Origin of the sequence: Amycolatopsis lurida (assembly GCF_900105055.1) — a bacterium.
Classification (GTDB): Bacteria; Actinomycetota; Actinomycetes; order Mycobacteriales; family Pseudonocardiaceae; genus Amycolatopsis; species Amycolatopsis lurida.
On the sequence record NZ_FNTA01000004.1, the window covers coordinates 1,686,174 to 1,702,588 of the forward strand.

A 16,415-nucleotide genomic window follows, 5' to 3' on the forward strand; every position below is an offset into this window, starting at 1 on the left:
GTTCAGCCCTTGCGGGGGACTATGAGAATGTGGCTCATGTTGGCGCTGTGCGTTGAGGTGGATCCGCGTGAGTCGGTCAGGTCCTCCACCGCGCCCTGTACCCCGCCGTCCATCCCGTCTACCCACTTCACCATGACGTAGGCGCTGAACCGCGGGTCACAGTCGGCGCGGACGGTGAAGTCGGGCAGGTGCAGGGGTACGTGATGGCGGTGCACCGCGTACGACATTTCGCGGAGTTCCCCGGTAGCCCGGTCCTTGTGGCAGACCTCGTTGCCCTTCCACTGGGTGACGTACAGAGTGAAGGTGGCCGTCGACGCGGTCGGGGCGGGCGTGTCGCAGAGCTTGTCCTTCTGCGGATAGCAGACCTGGAATTGGGTATCGGCGACGACGCTGAGGTGGGTGAATCCCGGCGCGAAGGTGACGGACCTGAGTACCGGCTCCCGGGCGATCATGCGGGGAGCCGGTCCCACGTGCAGGAGGCCACGTGGCACCGCACTCTGTGCGGGCGCGCCTGTGGTCGTGTTGTCCACGGACGTGTCGGCGACCTCGATCCGCCCGCTGTCCAGCCGGAACTGCGCGTCGAGGTCTTCCCTGAGCGCGGCGGCGCGGACGTAGGCGGTGCAGGCGACTGTGGTGGCCACACCGGGATGCAGCAGGAAGCGGGTGGTCAGTTGCACCTCTTCCTTCTCCCGCTCCGACGACGCCCCTTCCTGCAGGATGTTCTGTCCGGTCACGAAGTTCTGCTCACCACCGGGCCATCTGCACCGCACCTCGTTGTCGAACAGCGAGCGGTGGGTCGCCGAGCTCGCGCGCATCACCGACACCACGTACGCGGTCTGCGTCGTCGACATCTCCAGCTCGACGCTGCCCAGCGCCACCACCTCATGATCGGGCCTCCAGGATCCACCAGGCACTGCCCTGGGCATCCGCGGCGCGAATATGCGACGTGGTGCGAAGTCGTATCGGACGACGGCGTCGGCGGGCGCGGCGGCGGGCACGGGTGTGGAGGGGCCCGCATCATCGAAGGCCGTGCTCGACGGGATCACGATCGCCACGAGGACCGCGGCGGCGGCCGCGAGTGATCGTGGGCGCCGCCGGCCAGAGCCGGAGGCCAGGTCCGGAGTTTCGACTGAGGAAACCGGTGTCTCCACGGTGATCTTGCCGTTGGCCACATGCCAGTGCCGTAGCAAATCGGCGAGGTCTTGGTCAGTCGCCCCACACGCGGTGGCGATTGCGGCAATCGTCCGATAATCGGGTGGAACCGTTACTCCAGAGCAGTATCGATGCAGAGTGGAACTGCTGATATGTGCTTTTCGGCCAAGATCTGAATAGCTCAGCCCGCTGCGCTCCTTGAGAGCAGCGAGAAGTTGCGCAAGCTCGCTGCGCGTGCTCGACACATCCATCGACCCTCCCCAAGTCTCCGGTGCCGCGAGCCAGTATGACACCGTCCCACACCCTCCGGGAAACCCCTGATCAGGCCCATTTCACGCATGCCGGGACGACACACGTCCCGGCAACCCTTGCCGCCGCTACCCGTCACCCGACATGGTTGTTCCGCACCCCTGGTGAACCGTGAATCAAATTCACTTCAGGATCAGCCGTAGCCACCGAAACTCGACACCTCGCCCCCTATCAAGGGGCCATGTGTTATCGCCGAAACAGTTCGTCACGCTAAATTCTCACTGGTGAAAGGAGACCGCGGGTGAGGCGAATACTGTCCTTCATTCTCGGTGCCGTGGTGCTGGTCGTGCTCGCCCCGGCGGCGACCGCGAGCACTGCCACCCATGTCAAGTTCACGCCGCAACAGGTGCTCGCGCCGAAGGTGCCCGAGACGAAGCCGGGTGAGCCGGTGAAGTTCGACCAGGAGGTCAAGAAGCTGGGCAGCGTGGACCTGGAAATGTCGGCGACGCAGACCGCCTACGTCAGATCGGTGATGCGCGCGAACTCGGCCACCTATCGCTCGCTGTTCGACAACGAGGTGCGGTGCACCTGGCCTGGCGGCGAACAGAGCTACGTAACGGGACAGAATATCCTCCAGAAGGGCGCATCCCTGGAGCCGGAGAAGGAGGACGTCCAGCTCACCACCCGCTTCCTGGTGCACCCCGGTGTCGCCACGACGGTCACCTGCACCGCGTACGTCCGTGCCGCCACGATGCGCAAGAACCTCGACGCCCAGTTCCAGCTGCACGACGGATTCCTCGAGTTCGCGGCCACCTCCGTGCACAACACCACGGCCGGTCTTCCCGCCCAGCGCGCCACACCCCGTGGCCTCGTGCGTGTCGGACCGGACCCCGAGGTCGTGGCGCGTGAGCCCGCGTTGCCGCACTTCACCCTCGCGCCAGGCTTCACGAAACTCAGCGTCTTCGCCGACACCGAATACAAGACCTGTTACCCGGTGAAGGACAAGGACTGCACCCAGCCACCGGCCTCGACGGCCACCTTCACCCTCTACGTCAACCAGTGGAACGGCGACAAACTCTGCCAGACCAGCAACGCCACCACGACGACCCGCCAAATGTCCTACTCGGTGCACCACCATTACGTGCCGCTGCACCTGCCCGACTTCAAGGTCCGGGCCGACTGCGAACAGCGGTTCAACGCCTACGTCCTGGTGAAATGGCAGAACGGCATGGACGGCGGAGTGCAGGGAACCGCGGTAGGCCTGCCCGACTCACGCGGGTCGACCACGACCCACAACGCCGACATGAGCCACGTCTTCGTCGTCCCCCTCAAAAGCTGACGACAACGGGCGAACCCCCTCAGCCGCGTCGACGCCGTTGATTTCCGCGCTGCCATCCTCACCACAAGCGCACATCGAAAGCCGCCCGACTCGATTTTCTGCCAGCACCACATCTCCCGAAATTCACCGCAAAACCCGCACTGAGAGACCATAGACGCAGCACCACGTATTCAGTGCGGACTGCGAATCCGCAACCACAAATCAGGAGTCACGATGCCAAGAAAAACACTGGCGATCATTGCGGCCGCGTGCGCAATGGCAGCGACGGTCTCGTTCGGCGCCACCACGGCGTCCGCCGCGAGCCGTGTCGCGCCATCTGCTGCGGCCGCCGCCGGAATCCAGGGGTCTCCGAAATGTTCCGGCACGGAATCATACGGCCCCATCCGCTACCAGGTGTGCGTCCGGTACAACTGCGATAGCAATTCGTGCTTCCACCGCGGATACCTCGGCGTGGCCAACACTGCCACGAGCGCTCGCACGGTCACCTGGGACCTGGACTGGAGCTTGATCGGTGCCCCGTGGCGCGACGACGACCGCGGCGTCGTGACACTCGCCGCCGGTCAGCAGAAAACCATCTATTCCCGCTACACCTACGAAACCTCACCCTGCGGTTTCACGGGACAGAGAAAACTGACCGTCGCATACAGCTCTGGCACAAGCGCACCCATCACAGTGGAAGACTTCATGGCATGCCGATGAATGCTCTGTACGTTCACCCTTTCCGGTCGACCTGCGGCCGTTTCGGACAATCGTTCACCTGCGGGCTCACACCCGGGGCCCTCAGAACTCGAGTTCGGGGAGGAAGTTGTGAAGGCAAAGGCATTCTTCCGGGCGGCGACTGTAGCGCTCGGCATTGGGGCCGCTGTGCTGGCTTCGGCGCCCGTGGCCACTGCGAGGCCGTCGGACGTGCTCGCCCGCTATGCGGCGGACGGCATCGACGTGGGCCGGCTACCCGCCGGGTACTCGGTCGTCGGCGACCAGATCCTGTGGCAACGGCAGACCGAGGACGGCGTGCTCAGCACCGGGCTCGGCACGTTCTGCTCGCTCGGCTTCCTCTGCCTGTACCGGGCGACGGGCACCACCGGCACGCTGTGGTTCACCAACGATCGGCAGCGCATGCACAATCTGGGGAATTACAGCTTCAATGACGCGACCCGCAGCTGGTGGAACAACTCCAGCTACGACGCGATCTGGTACTTCCACACCAGCGGCTCGCCCAACCCGTACGTGTGCATGAACGCAGGCGATCGCGTGAGAAACCCGCCTGCTTCGCAGCAACGGCAGGCATCGCTCGCCTACGTTTACCCCAACTCCACCACCTGCTGACAGGCCATGGCGTGCGGTTTGCCAGCGCGTGATGGCCCGTGGTTGATCACGTTTTTCGGCACTCCTCGACCACTCGGTAGGACAGCGTGTTGAACAGCGGGGCTCGTGTCGGATGGGGTTGACCCCGCCCCCGGGTCAGGCTGGAGCCTGGCCGCATGAGGAACAACATCATTATTTCCCCGGCTCAGCTCGCTGCGCCGGTCGGCGGATTGCGGAAGAGGGTGCGTATGCCTCGGGTCTTCCGGCGGGCGGCGGTCACGGTGCTGGCGGTCACGCTGCTGGCCGGAGCGGCCGCACCCGGGGCGGCCACCGCGGACAGCCTGGCTGGGTCGAAGGCCGCTGCCCAGCAGAACCGCCCCGAACTACAGGAGGCCATCCAGGGCTTCGTCGATATCGGGTTCACCGGGATGCAGATGCGGGTGAACGATCAGCGGGGCGAGTGGGCCGGCACCGCCGGGGTGCGCAAGCTAGGCCAGACCGCGAAGCCGCCGACGAACGGGCGGTTCCGGATCGGCAGCAACGCCAAGACCTTCGTCGCCACCGTGGTCCTGCAACTGGTGGCCGAGGGCAAGATCGGGCTGGACGCCCCGGTGGCCGGCTACCTGCCGCAGTTCGAGCTGGACCGGGAGATCACGGTGCGAATGCTGCTGCAGCACACTAGCGGGCTGTTCAATTACACCGGCGACTACTACAACGGGAAGCCCATGCCGGGGCTGCCTTCGACGGGCCAGGAATGGGTGGACAACCGTTTCCGCACCTACCAGCCCGACGAACTGGTGCGGTTCGCGTTGGCCAAGGGACCGCTGTTCCTGCCGGGGAGGGACTGGAACTACTCCAACACCAACTACGTGCTGGCCGCACTGCTGATCGAGAAAGCCACTGGCCGCTCCTACGCCGAGGAGATGCAACGGCGGATCCTGCGATCACCCGACGCGGCTGCCCCTGGCTCCACCCCTCAGCAGCCACGGCCGCTGGGGCTGTCGGGCACCGAGGTGCCGGGCACCCGGACGGGGATCCGCGGGCCGCACGCGCACGGTTACTACCGTTACCAGGACGCCGGTCAGTGGAAGACGGTCGATGTCACCCGCCAGAATCCCTCCCTGGTGTTCGCCGCCGGTGACATGATCTCAACCACCCAGGATCTCCACACGTTCTTCTCCGCGCTGATGAGCGGCAAGCTCCTGCCGGCCCCGCTACTGGCCGAGATGCGCACGCCGCACTCGAAGGTCGGTTACGGCCTCGGGGTGTACGTGGAGAAGCTGGGCTGCGGCGTCACCGTTGTGCGCCACAACGGCAACAACATTGGCTATGGGGCATTGATGTACAGCACGCCCGACGGGAGTAAGACCCTGACCGCCTCGATCACGGGCGTGGACACCGAAGTCGACCTGGCCACGAAGTACCCGAAGGCGTTGGACAAGCTCCTCAAGGCGGCGTTCTGCGGCGAGCAGACCGCAGGCTGAGGAACCTCCCCGCTCAGCCGAGGGCGCCGTGCGATGCGAGGCAGGCGGGTTGACCTTGACCTTGGGTCAGGCTGCACACTCGTCGCATGGCTCCCTCGACCACCTCGGTCACGTCGACCGGCGACGTCACGATCGGTCAGGCGGCGGCATTCGCCGGGGTCACGGTGAAGACCGTGCGGCACTATCACCAGCAGGGGCTGCTCCACGAACCACCACGGGACAGCTCCGGCTACCGGCGGTACGGATCGGCCGATCTGCTGCGGCTGGTCCAGGTCCGGACCCTGGCCGCCGCAGGCGTACCGCTGGCCGAGATCAAGCCCTTGCTCAACGCCGATCCTGACCGGTTTGCCGCCGCTCTCGTCGACGTGGAACGGCGCCTCACCGAGCGGATCACCGAGCTGACCGCGCGGCGAGACACGCTGCGACAGCTCGCCGACGGCGACCGGGTCCTGCTGCCCGATCGCGCTCTCGCGGTCCTGGACCGGCTCACCGATCTCGGCTTCGCCCCTGACTACGTGGCCGGCCAACGAGAAGCCCTGGTCTTGGCCAGGGCGCTGGCACCGGAGTTGTTCGACCTCCTTCTGATCCAGCTCGGACACCGGCTCGCCGACCCCGAGTTCGCCGACCTGACCAAACGCGGCTGGGCTGCGCGGTCCTGGGACCCGGACGACCCCCGGATCGACGAGCTCGCCTCCGCGCTGGCCGACAACCTGCTGGCCAACCGTGAACTGCTGGCGCCGCCGACGGACTACCGACCCGGGCCCGACGCCGCCACCCGATACGGGCTGATCAATCACCACCTCGAAGATCAGACCTCGACGGCCTGGACGCGGCTGAACGCGCTCGTCGAAACCAAACTGCGCGCCGCGGGGGTACCCATCCCCTACCAATGATGGCCGGTTCTCGTCGTCAACACCACGCTGGTCCGGGAGTTGTTCCAGCAGCTGAGTAGGTCCGCGGTGTCAGGGCGAGCGAGCTCCAGCAGCATTCCGCTGACATGCGTCGCCAGAACGGGGTGGATATCTCTGCACACCAGGAAGCAAAGCTCGGCCAAACCAAAACTCGCGCTGCTCCGGTGTGAGGCCGGCTGATATCTGCTCCGCGGCATACCGCGGCGCTGCGCATGGCAGCAGTGACAAGTCGACTAGATCCTGCGCGGCCTTGTTCTCGCGCGGGATCGTACGAAGCTCGTGCAGCAGGTTCCGGCCGAGACGGTAGTAGTCGAGGATGCGGACCAGCACGTTTCCCAACGGGTCCTCGGCGTTGGGCTCGGCCTCGCGGAAGTATCCGATCAGAGCGTACGCAGCCGTGTCCTGGTCGCTCGCGCACGCCGACGCGATCGCCAGCAGGCGCAGGCACTCCAGGTCGTTGTCGAGGTCGGCACCCGTGGACAGGTAGGGCCACGCCCCTTTGCAGTCTTGGCTCAGGATGCCGAGCGCACCGCACAGGTAGTACATGTCGGCGCTGTGCGGATCGCACCGCTGGAGATCCGTGGCCCGCTGGTACAGCCGCGACACCCGGCCGCGCCGGCGGGCCGCTCACCGCCTGGAAAATGACGAACGCAGTACATTCCTTTTCGACCGGTGTGCGGTAACCAATCAGGTTGCGTCGGTATCTTCGGTCACCCGTTGGGCGGGCCTACCGCGCGGACGCCTGCAGGCGGGCAAAGGTTCTCCGTCTCAGTTGGCTGAAGCCGTCGGCATGGTTTCGACGGTGAGCGCGTCGTCGCCGAGCCCCGTCAACCCGGCGATTTCCAAGATCCGCAGTGGCATGGAACCCTCCGTTGTCAACACTGTCAACGTCGAGTTCTGTCCTGACGCGAGTGTCGCCGCGTCGAGCAAGAGGGCGATGCCGCAGCTACTGAGGTAGCGCACGCCGGTCAGATCGACCGTGAGTTCTGGCGCGTCGGTGCTTTCGATCCTGTGGAGCAGAGCCGGCCTCACGGAGGCGGTGGTGGTCAGGTCGAGGTCGCCTGTCAGGCGCAGGATCGGCTCGCCGGGCGCGCCGTCCACCGACAGGTTCACAGCTGTGTCGTCGGTCAGGACCGGGGGCACCACATCTGCGGTCGATGCCGTTCGCGAGGCGATCCGGAACCGGACTGTGGTGCCGTGCTCGGATTGATCGATGGTGGCTGTTTCCGCCAACGCGTTGATGAGCTGGATTCCGCGACCACGGTGTCCATTATCGGCCGGTTCGGGCCGCCAGATGCCGCGATCGGTCACGACGACCTCGACGTCGCCTGTCGCGGTCCTGGTCACCGAGTAGGTGACCAGGCCCGCGGACTGTGGGTAGGCGTGCTCGATGGAGTTCGCGACCGCCTCGACGAGGGCGAGGTTCAGGTCTTGATACAAGCCGGCGGGGATACCGGCGAGCTGTGACCAGTCGATGACCTCCGCGCGCAGCTCCCGGAGGATAGCGGGTTCCGCGGTTCGCTCGCGTCTCAGCGGCTGCGGTATCAGCCGGAGCCCGAGCACCGCCACGTCGTCTTCTTGGCCGGTGTCGAGCAGGCTGTCGATGACCGCTGCGACCAGCGGCTCCGGGGATAAGGAATGGTTGTCCGCCAAGGCTTTGCACAGCCGTCGCAAACCCTCGTCGATGTGCTCGTCGCGCCGTTCGACCAAACCGTCGGTATACAGCAGCACCGAGGTTCCGGGTTTCAGGGTCGCGGTTTCCTCTCGGTAGCGTGCGCGCCGCGGCCCGCCCAGCACGCTGCCTCCGCCGGGTAGCAGTGTCGCGGTAGAGCCGCCGACGACCACCGGAGGCGGGTGCCCGGCGAGGGCCCACCGCAATTCACCGGTTTCCCAGTCGAGGGTCAGGCACGCACAGGTGGTGCCCGGAGCTCCCTCGGTGCGGGCGGCGAAGGCGTCGAGGCGTTGCAGCGCCGCAGCGGGCCCATGTCCATCGAGGAGGCTGACGGCCAGTGCGCTGCGCAGCTGACCCATGACCGCCGCGGCCTGTGGTCCCTTGCCGACGACATCGCCGACCGAGAGCGCCACGACAGAGCCACGCAATGCGATCAACTCATACCAGTCTCCGCCTGTTTGCGCGTGGGCGGCGACGGGCAGATAGCGTGCCGCGACGGCGATCCGGGGCAGTGCCGGGAGTTCACGGGGCAGCAGGCTCTGCTGAAGGGTTTCCGCGATGTCGTGTTCGCGTTGCAGCAAGAGTTCGCGCTCGGCTTCACGGCGGCGTCGTTCGGTGACGTCACGGCCGATCGCCTGCACACCGGACGGCGTGGCCTGGATACTCAGTTCAAGGGCGATGGTGGTTCCGTCCGCCCGGTGGAAGTGGTGCACATCGCTGGTCTCCCAGACCTTCCCCAGATCCACGACGAATTCTCGCCACCGGTCGCTTCCGTCGTTCTCGAGCAGGTCGGTGATCGGGGTGCCGATGAGCTCATCACGGGAGTAGCCGAGCAGTTCGCAGGCCGCCGGGTTGATCTCGTCGAATCTGAGGTCTCGGTCGAGCATCCAGATCGCGTCCGTGGCCCGTTCCACGAGTAGCCGGTAGCGCTGTTCACTGTCTCGCAGTGCCCGACCGGCGTGTGTGCGCTGGATGGATTCCCAGCAGCGGTTCACGATCATTTCCACCAGGCCGATTTCGGCATCCGTCCAGGGGCGGACGGTCGCCTGGTGGACGGCCATCGCGGCGACGAACCGGCCGGCGCGCAGCAGCGGCACACAGATGACGGCCCGGATGCCGGTCACCCGATAGGCGTTCAGGTCCGCTGCTTCGAGGCGGTCGTCTTCGGAACTGTCGGCGACGACCCATGGCAGACCGGCGCGCATCGCCCGCATGCAACCTTTTCCGAACTCCGACATCGCGAACCGGCCGGGCAACGGCGGAAGTCCGGTGGCATGGTCGCCACTCATCAGGAAGTGGTCCTCGTCGTCTTCGGCCTCGGCGTAGGCACAGCGATCGGCGCCCAGGTAGTCGCCGAGGCGCTGGGCCGCGTACGCCATGACCTGTTCGGCGTCCTCCAGATCCTGGAGGCCACGCTCGAATTCGGCGAGGAACTGTTGCCGCTCGGCCTCCGGCTCCCTCCCGGACACGTCGAGCAAGACACCGCTGACGACGCCACCGGGCAGCACTCGCCCCAACTCCCGAAGCCAGACAACCCGGCCGTCCGCCGCGATCGCGCGATAGGTGAGGTCGTAGTCTTGCCGGTTCCAGCCGTGGGCACGCAGGCTGAGGTAGCGTTCGCGATCCTGTGGGTGCACCAAGGACGCGGCGAAAGCCGGATCGGCCAGCCAGGGGGCGGGAGGATACCCGAGCAGGCGCCGGCATTCGTCGGATACGAAGGAGTAAGCGCCACTGCGGACGTCTGCCTGCCATACGACGACCGGCAACCGACCGACCACATCCAGGAGGTCCGGGCCACCGTCGCCGGAACCTGACGGCGGGTCTTGCGTTTCCATGAGCACAAACCTCCAGGCTGCGAACACCGGGCGCCGACCGGAGAGCAGACCGTCTCGAAACCATGAACGTGAAAAGGATCCTAAGCGGTCTTGGCTCGTATCGCGCTTTCACATGACCGCTTCAGACAGCCGGAACGCCCTCACCGTCCGGGTTCCGGGGTTGCTGGTGACCTCCGCATGGCGCGCGACGGCTGTGGCCCTGCCGGGCGATTCGAATGGCAATTACCGCAGGACGACCACCTGGCCGGGACATGCGCCTCGTCGAGGTGGACACATTCTGAACGCCTGGCCATTGTGGCCGGGCGACCAGCCAGCGCGGTCGCACTCGCGGCCCGTACTCCGGCCGGGCGTCTCCGCTCGCCACGTTCACCGGCATCGCGATCACCTTCCTCGCATTGAGGTTGGCAACGCGCTCGTGCTGGTACTCGCGGCAGGGTCAGTGACTCGGGTGATCGAAGACCGCGGAGGCGATGTCGACTGCCCGGCCAACGCCCGCGTTCAAGCCGAACCATAGGGGAGAACGGCGCCCACGACGTAGTCACCCAGTCACGACGATGACTGGCTTACTTACTTCGCGGTCCGTGCGTGCGCGGGTGACTTCCGCGACAGTCAGCGGTATTGGCAGAATAGGCCGGTGACCGACACTGCGGCCTCCGACGGAAACGCTCCGCATTCAGCGCTGAACCGGATCATCGCGGGGCATCCGCGCGCCATCGGCAGCTTCCGGTTCCACTTCGCCGACCAGTCCTGGGAATGGTCCGACGACGTCGCCCGGCTTCATGGCTACGCGCCCGGTACGGTCAAGCCCACGACGGAGCTGCTGCTGTCGCACAAACACCCCGAGGACCGCGACACGGTCGCCGGAACACTGGCTGCCGACCCGACTCGTCGGCCGTCTAGCCCGTCCACGGGTCCGGTCCAGACGCGCGGGGACTCCGGCCGAAGCCAAGTAAGCTTCATCAGACGGTAAGGGCCGAGTTCGCGCCGGGAGGCAAGGACGTGGAAGACGCTGCCAGTGCCGGCGGCCAGCGCCGTGACCATAGGATCGAGGCTGGGTTGCGGATCCTCGACCTGCCCACCTCGAGCGGGATAATGGTGATCGGGACGATCGACCCGGCGTCCCGGGCATCATGGGAGACGAGTTTGCACCTGCTGGTCGAAGACGGTGGGGGCACAGTGGATCTATCCTGCCTGTCCTTCACCGACGTACGCGGCATGAGCGCCCTCGTTGACGCGGCTCGCCGCGTCCAGCCACCTCGGTCGCTGAAGATCCGACATCCGCCGGAGACCGTACGGAAAGTCCTGCGCCTGTTCTGGCCGGAAGAAGCAGCTCGGCTCGTCGCCGACGACGGACGGTCGATATGAATCCGGCTGCCACGACCGCGGACCCGTTCGTGCACCCCGCTCTGTTCTACGAAGGTCCGGAGGACTACCTCGCGGGCACCGTGCCGTTCATCCGCCAAGGCCTGCTGGTAGGCGAACCGGTCGCGGTGTCGGTTCCCGGCCCCCACCTCGAACTGTTGCGCGCCGCGCTGGGCCAGGACGCCGAAAAGGTCCGGCTGCTCGACATGACCGAAGAAGGCCGCAACCCCGGCCGGATCATCCCCAGCGTCCTCCGCGCCTTCGCCGACGCCCACCCCGATCAGCGGGTCCGCATCATCGGCGAACCGATCTGGGCCGGACGTTCCGAGCTGGAGTACCCGGCCTGCGCCCAGCACGAGGCACTGATCAACCTCGCGTTCACCGGCCGCGACGTCACCATTCTCTGCCCATACGACACCACCCGGCTCGACGTGCACGTCCTTGCCGACGCCGAAGCCACCCACCCCGTGCTGGTCGACGCCGACGGCGAACGTCCCAGCACCGGCTACGACCCCCAGCGCATCATTAGCGGCTACAACACTCCCCTTCCCGAACCTGCCACCGCCCTTACCATCGACGCTGTCACCCGCGACTCGGCCTCCTTGGCCCAGGCCCGCACTGTGACCCGCGAGCAAGCGCACCGGGTCGGACTTTCCCCGGCCCGCAACGAAGACGTTGAACTCGTAGTCGCCGAACTGCTCGGCAACAGCATCGACCACGGTGGCGGGCAGGGACGGCTTCGGCTGTGGACCGAGCAGGGCTACCTGGTCTGCGAAGTCCGTGACAACGGCCACATCACCGACCCACTGGCCGGACGGCGCCCCGTCCCTGCCGGGGAACTTCGCGGCCGCGGTTTGCTGCTGGTCAACCAGTTGTCCGACCTCGTCCGCGTCCACACCGACCCACACGGCACCACCGTTCGAGCCTGCTTCGCGACGTAGCCCCTTCTCCTAGCTGTTCGAGCCGTTCTGCGAGAAAGTTCCAGGTCTTCTGAGCAGCAGAGCGGCAAGTGGCTGTCGTAGTCGCGGCATCAGCACATCTGTCCTCGAAGCGCAAAGAGCACTTCCGCGGCCACCGCTGGGCACCTGCGCTGGAGGATGTGTCCCCCATTCATCGCCCGCGGATCCCCGCCGCGATCGGCTTCCCACTGGGTTCCGCCGGTGCTCTCGCCTCGGCCGTTCGTTTCCGCGCTCCTGATGATCGCGGTGATCGATTGGCTACTGCATTCGTGGCCGGTGCCGGAACATTCGTCCGGCAGGACGCTCTCATGTTCGCGCTCAAGGCCCTGGGGCCACCGGTTTCGCGTTCTTGTCCCGCGACGCCTGCCGACGTGGCGATCCGGGGGTTCACTCGGTTCGGTGTCAAGAGCCTGTCAACGCCCTCCAAGCAAAGATCAGCGGCACCCCACGCTGACGGCGTGACCACAACACTCACCCGCCGCGAAAGCGGTACCGATCGCGCCGAACGCCATCGCCTTTCCGTCGCCGGCGTACCAGGCCTGGGCTTCACGTGCCGGTCTCGCTCGCGATCGCCGGACTGTTGGTCGTGTTGACGCTGTCCTACCGTCAAGTGATCGCCGCGTTCCCCGACGGTGGCGGCGTCTGCGGAGTCAGCCGGACCTGCCGCGCTGTCGCTCGGCGACCATGCCGAAGCCGTGCACGTCATCCATCCCGACGACGAACAGGCTGCGCGGGACTTCCTCGCGGACCGGGAACGTGGCATCCCGCCGTGGCGCTGGTCCAGCTCCACGGCGAACGAAGTGCCTCGGTGAAGCAGCGCCACACTGAGTCAAAGGCCTACTCGGTCCTATCTGTCTCGTGCTCAGCTTGCTCGGCTGGTTCAGCCCCTCCTGAGAGTGGATCTCGGTACTGGCCCTGGCCGCCGGGGCGATCTCAGTGTTCACTGATCGCCAGTATCGACTGGATGGCCTTGTCATCGCAGGCGTCTGCACCGCCGCGCTCCAACTGTTCTTCGGGCTGCTCCTGTTCACGATGGACCTGGCAGGCCACTGAGAACATCGCCTCCGAAGCGCGACCACGTGCTCACGAAACGCTCGTGCCGTCCCGAAAACAGTTGCTCAGCGCGCGATAGCGACCCCGGCGTGCCAGGTTTGAACCATGAGCGATTACCCCAGCCATCCCGCTTCCGCTGAAACCTCCACTGTCACCACCCAGGAACGCCCCGGCACGATCAACGGTGCCTTCTGGGCTTTCCTGGCCTCCGCGGTCATCGGGCTGCTCAGCGGTGTCCTGGCCTTCGCCAGCAAAGACGCCTTGGTCGAAGCCACCAGAAACGCCAACAGACAGAGCGGAACACAGCTCACCGAAGCCCAGATCGATCAGGCCGCCACCTTCATCATCGTCATCGGACTGGTGATCGCGGTCGCGTTCGCATTGCTGTACCTGTTGTTCGCGGCGAAGCTCCGCGCCGGGCGGAACTGGGCACGTATCGTCCTCACCGTCCTCACAGCACTCCAACTGATTTCGATCATCTTCAGTACTAACACCATCGTGGGCTACCTCAGCGTCCTCGCCGCCGTCATCGGCGTCGTGCTGTCGTTCACCGCCCCTTCCAACGAGTACATCACCGCGACCAAGGTCGCGCGCTAAGCACCTTCGGCGGCGCGGTAACGCACTAGCACTGGACGCCAGCAAGTCTCGGGCGAGGGTGTGCTGTCCCGGTTTGGGGTGGCACACCCTCCTCGACGCTGTACTACCTGTCCCTTGCTCACCGATTCGCCGCCGTCGCGGCGTAATTCGCCGACGGAGGCCAAGGCTGATTGCCGTACGGCCAACACGCCTTCACCCGCACCGCCCTCGGCGTCTCCCGCACGGTCGTCAAACCCCACCTACAGCCGCTTCACCCAACCCGATCCACCGGCCAAGAACCACACGACTACCCCTACGCCCAAGGTGGCCCCACCAATCGCGCGGACCCCACCGGTGTCAACAGCGCGGGGGAATGCGTCAACTCAGCGGCCGGCTTGCTCAGTGGCGGAATCAGCTTCCTGGGAGGCGGCAACCCCATCTTTGTCGCCGTCGGCGCCGGTGGGTATGTGTCAGCCGCCAACAGCCTTCAGAACGACTGTAATATCACCCTCAACCAAGTCCCTAAAAATGGCTCTCGTAGATAGCAAACGGAAGGGCACTGTGGAAAACGACACAACCCCAACGTACCGACAGCTTGCTTTTTGGACAGTTCCAGGAATAGCCTGGACAATTATCGGCGCCTTCGGAAGCGGTCCTGGAAATGGCTTGGTTTTCCTCACACTGGGAATCATCCTCCTGTTAGGAGTTGTGTTCTACGCGCTTCGACTCCGTCGGCGTGAGCGACGTGGCAAGAACCCAAACTAGCCGACTTTCCCGGCGCCCGGTTCCGGCGGCGCAGATCGGCGAGCCCTTGGAATAGCCCGTAGTCGACGAGTACCAGGGCCCGGGCTCTCCAGCGCATACCTGCTGCCGGTCACGCATCCGGATCCGCCATGGAAAGTCGGCGCGACACTCACGACGCCTTTCTGCCGATGGCTTAGAAGCCGTTGCCGAGGACTTCGTCGACGGCACGGCAAGGACTCGGGGGCACCAGACCCGTGGGGTAGCCGAACCGCATGAAAGCCTGCGGGAACCCGGGCAGCTCCAGGTCTTCGGCCAGCCCGGAACCGGCCAGACCGTCGTCGACCGCGTCGAGCCAGGTGTTCTGCAGAGCGTGTCCCGCGTGCAGGTGGTCGTACCTGCCGTCGTCGATGGTGAGGAAGACCAGCAGGGTTTCCCCGGCGAGCCGCCGCTGGAGAACCCGGTGGTCGGGCAACGCCGTGGCGGAGCGTACGAGGCCCGCCCAGGGGAGCGAGCCGGCGAGTAGAGCGCTCCCGGCCAGTCCGACGCCGTGGCGGTGATAGGTCTCGTCGCGGATCGTCCACAACGCCAGTTCGCGCTGGTACGCCGAGTCGTGCTGATACGCCTCGGCCGCGAATTCGAGCAGATCCGCGACCCGGGAGAGTTCGAGCTCGTCGTGAATCGGCCTGGCCGTCACCCCGGCTCTCGGCCGCGGCGGCGATCAGGTCCACGATCTTCTCCCGCGAGACGCGCCTGCCGGAGAAGGGGTGGCGGTAGCTGCCCCGCCGGGCGATCGCCGAATACCGGTGCAGATCGACGTCGGACGGTGACGAACGCCCCGTCGTTTCGATGGCGGCGACGATGTCCGGCTCGGGGAACGTGCGCGTACTCAGGTCGTGGCCGAGAACGCGCACGGCCAGCTCCACGTTGGCGAGGGCGGCACCGCACGAGATCAGCCGGTCACGTCCGCGGGCGTCGTGCTGGGGAAGTTCCAGGGTTCGGCGGCGCGCAGTGCATGGGTAGAACCGTGCACGTCACTGGCCTTCTGCTCAGAACACGGAGCACGCCCAGCCGACCTGCGACCACACCCAGCATGTCCAGCCTTGGGAGCAAAGAACTCCAGACCCACTGCAGCGGTTGTGACGAGGAAGCAAAAGCCGCTACGCCACCAACTGGCTCTGCAGCACTCCTCCACCTATGAGCACACCGGAGCAAACAGAGACATAACGGAGTCCAGTCGCGATTGACGCCAAGGCGAAATTGCCGCCGAAGGACCAACATCCCCGCAGGTCGGCAGCGATGTCGATGTGGTGGGCCGGGTCGGGCTCGAACCGACGGCCAAGGGATTATGAGTCCCCTGCTCTAACCAACTGAGCTACCGGCCCCAACGGTGCCCTGACACCTCCGCGGGAGCCGCCCCAGCCCCATCAGCGGGTTTGCGAACGCACAGAAGTCCCAGTTCGCTCCAAGTTATCACAGCGCTCACCTGCCACGATCGCCTAGGCCGATCAGCTGGTTTCCGGCGCCGGACAGAGCCGTCTCGTCTAGGTTGCAAGGAGCAGCGCCGGGCGGCACGCCGCTCGGGCCCATCGGGCAGGGAGGCGCTCGTGGCGAGTCCGGTCGCCATCGCGCTCGGTTTCGTGGCCGCCCTCGGCACAGTGATGTCACTGAGGGCGAGCATCCGGGTACTGCGGCGAGCCGGCTCCCGTGTCGACGCGATCCTCGCCGACGAGCTGGGCGACCGGCCGCCGCGGTAACCGATTGTCGGTCCTCTTTG

Annotated in this window: 15 protein-coding genes and 1 tRNA gene; 11 read left to right on the plus strand and 5 right to left on the minus strand. The window is 66.0% G+C overall.

Features of this window, described 5'->3' with window-relative positions; genetic code table 11:
- Positions 1 to 2: 2 nt before the first annotated feature.
- On the minus strand, positions 3 to 1,403 hold the full coding sequence (locus BLW75_RS13060; RefSeq protein WP_091597475.1) for a helix-turn-helix domain-containing protein: 1,401 nt from the start codon (positions 1,401 to 1,403) through the stop codon (positions 3 to 5).
- A 299-nt stretch (positions 1,404 to 1,702) separates the two neighbouring features.
- Between BLW75_RS13060 and BLW75_RS13065 the strand changes: the two genes are divergently transcribed.
- From BLW75_RS13065 to BLW75_RS13085, 5 genes are all read left to right on the plus strand, one after another.
- Positions 1,703 to 2,740 carry a hypothetical protein gene (locus tag BLW75_RS13065; protein ID WP_034321794.1) on the plus strand — a complete coding sequence of 346 codons (1,038 nt, stop codon included), beginning with the start codon at positions 1,703 to 1,705 and terminating at the stop codon, positions 2,738 to 2,740.
- A 213-nt stretch (positions 2,741 to 2,953) separates the two neighbouring features.
- Positions 2,954 to 3,439 carry a hypothetical protein gene (locus BLW75_RS42240; RefSeq protein WP_143055322.1) on the plus strand — a complete coding sequence of 162 codons (486 nt, stop codon included), beginning with the start codon at positions 2,954 to 2,956 and terminating at the stop codon, positions 3,437 to 3,439.
- 108 nt (positions 3,440 to 3,547) lie between these two features.
- The gene (locus BLW75_RS13075) at positions 3,548 to 4,066 is read left to right on the plus strand and encodes a peptidase inhibitor family I36 protein (protein WP_158005427.1); all 519 of its coding nucleotides are present in this window, start codon (positions 3,548 to 3,550) and stop codon (positions 4,064 to 4,066) included.
- Positions 4,067 to 4,293: 227 nt separating this feature from the next.
- Entirely contained in the window at positions 4,294 to 5,529 is a 1,236-nt protein-coding gene (locus BLW75_RS13080) for a serine hydrolase domain-containing protein (RefSeq protein ID WP_034321788.1), read from the plus strand.
- Positions 5,530 to 5,615: 86 nt separating this feature from the next.
- On the plus strand, positions 5,616 to 6,422 hold the full coding sequence (locus tag BLW75_RS13085) for a MerR family transcriptional regulator (protein WP_034321783.1): 807 nt from the start codon (positions 5,616 to 5,618) through the stop codon (positions 6,420 to 6,422).
- 69 nt (positions 6,423 to 6,491) lie between these two features.
- On the opposite strand, the gene BLW75_RS13090 is transcribed toward BLW75_RS13085, so the two are convergent.
- Positions 6,492 to 7,046 carry a hypothetical protein gene (locus tag BLW75_RS13090; RefSeq protein WP_034321779.1) on the minus strand — a complete coding sequence of 185 codons (555 nt, stop codon included), beginning with the start codon at positions 7,044 to 7,046 and terminating at the stop codon, positions 6,492 to 6,494.
- A 162-nt stretch (positions 7,047 to 7,208) separates the two neighbouring features.
- Positions 7,209 to 9,947 (minus strand): SpoIIE family protein phosphatase, encoded by a 2,739-nt coding sequence (locus BLW75_RS13095; RefSeq protein WP_091597495.1) that lies wholly within the window; start codon positions 9,945 to 9,947, stop codon positions 7,209 to 7,211.
- 634 nt (positions 9,948 to 10,581) lie between these two features.
- On the opposite strand from BLW75_RS13095, the gene BLW75_RS43210 reads away from it, so the two are divergent.
- From BLW75_RS43210 to BLW75_RS13120, 5 genes are all read left to right on the plus strand, one after another.
- Complete coding sequence (locus BLW75_RS43210) at positions 10,582 to 10,917, plus strand: PAS domain-containing protein (protein ID WP_034321777.1); 336 nt, start codon at positions 10,582 to 10,584, stop codon at positions 10,915 to 10,917.
- A gap of 29 nt (positions 10,918 to 10,946) precedes the next feature.
- Positions 10,947 to 11,312, plus strand: coding sequence for an STAS domain-containing protein (locus BLW75_RS13105; RefSeq protein ID WP_091597502.1), 366 nt, complete (start codon positions 10,947 to 10,949; stop codon positions 11,310 to 11,312).
- Positions 11,309 to 12,250 (plus strand): sensor histidine kinase, encoded by a 942-nt coding sequence (locus tag BLW75_RS13110; RefSeq protein WP_034321774.1) that lies wholly within the window; start codon positions 11,309 to 11,311, stop codon positions 12,248 to 12,250. The genes BLW75_RS13105 and BLW75_RS13110 overlap by 4 nt, the downstream gene beginning before the upstream one ends.
- 650 nt (positions 12,251 to 12,900) lie before the next feature.
- Entirely contained in the window at positions 12,901 to 13,080 is a 180-nt protein-coding gene (locus tag BLW75_RS42790; RefSeq protein WP_158005426.1) for a hypothetical protein, read from the plus strand.
- A gap of 346 nt (positions 13,081 to 13,426) precedes the next feature.
- Positions 13,427 to 13,918 carry a hypothetical protein gene (locus BLW75_RS13120; protein ID WP_034321771.1) on the plus strand — a complete coding sequence of 164 codons (492 nt, stop codon included), beginning with the start codon at positions 13,427 to 13,429 and terminating at the stop codon, positions 13,916 to 13,918.
- 916 nt (positions 13,919 to 14,834) lie between these two features.
- On the opposite strand, the gene BLW75_RS43535 is transcribed toward BLW75_RS13120, so the two are convergent.
- Both BLW75_RS43535 and BLW75_RS13130 read right to left on the minus strand, forming a co-directional pair.
- Positions 14,835 to 15,335: a nitroreductase family protein gene (locus tag BLW75_RS43535; protein WP_241784040.1), complete on the minus strand. Its 501-nt coding sequence runs from the start codon at positions 15,333 to 15,335 to the stop codon at positions 14,835 to 14,837.
- 611 nt (positions 15,336 to 15,946) lie between these two features.
- Positions 15,947 to 16,023, minus strand: a tRNA-Ile gene (locus BLW75_RS13130).
- 222 nt (positions 16,024 to 16,245) lie between these two features.
- On the opposite strand from BLW75_RS13130, the gene BLW75_RS42795 reads away from it, so the two are divergent.
- Entirely contained in the window at positions 16,246 to 16,395 is a 150-nt protein-coding gene (locus tag BLW75_RS42795) for a hypothetical protein (RefSeq protein WP_167373493.1), read from the plus strand.
- Positions 16,396 to 16,415 lie beyond the last annotated feature (20 nt).